We start from the raw sequence: 555 nt of genomic DNA on the forward strand, positions 1-555 counted from the left end.
TGAAGCAGCTCTCAATTGGGGGACTAGCAACTTTGAAATATCCCTAAAACGCCCAACGCAAACGTTAATCATGGTCGAGAACAACTAATTTTTGAGCAATATATAAAGGTGTTAAAAAGGACACAAAAAACACCCAGTGACGTTTTTGTCCATAAACTTAGCAACCCTATTTATGGGATAACCCACCTGCTCTGGCTATAACAACAAGTAGATTTAGTTTGCTGACCAAAAGTTGGAGTTGTCATGGACACAATAAATACACATCAGCAGCATGTAATTGGTTTGGACTTCGGATCGGACTCCGTACGTGCGCTTATTGTTAATGCCGAAACAGGACAGGAAGTTTCCTCGTCTGTGGTGTACTACTCACGATGGATGAAGGGGCTCTATTGCCAACCTGCGCAATCGCAATTCAGACATCACCCGCAAGATTATTTGGATGCAATGACCAGCGCTATCCAAGAGGTACTGGCAACAGTGCCACAGACTCTGGCCGATTCTGTTGTCGGCATAGGCGTCGACACAACAGGCTCAACCCCAGCTCCAATAGATGAA

General features: G+C 44.9%; 1 pseudogene. It reads left to right on the forward strand.

What is annotated here, in order from left to right:
• Positions 1-243: 243 nt before the first annotated feature.
• Positions 244-555, forward strand: a pseudogene (locus R8O10_RS26875) (ribulokinase); the annotation flags it as partial.

The organism is Vibrio sp. 1727 (assembly GCF_033344415.1).
GTDB lineage: Bacteria > Pseudomonadota > Gammaproteobacteria > Enterobacterales > Vibrionaceae > Vibrio > Vibrio alginolyticus.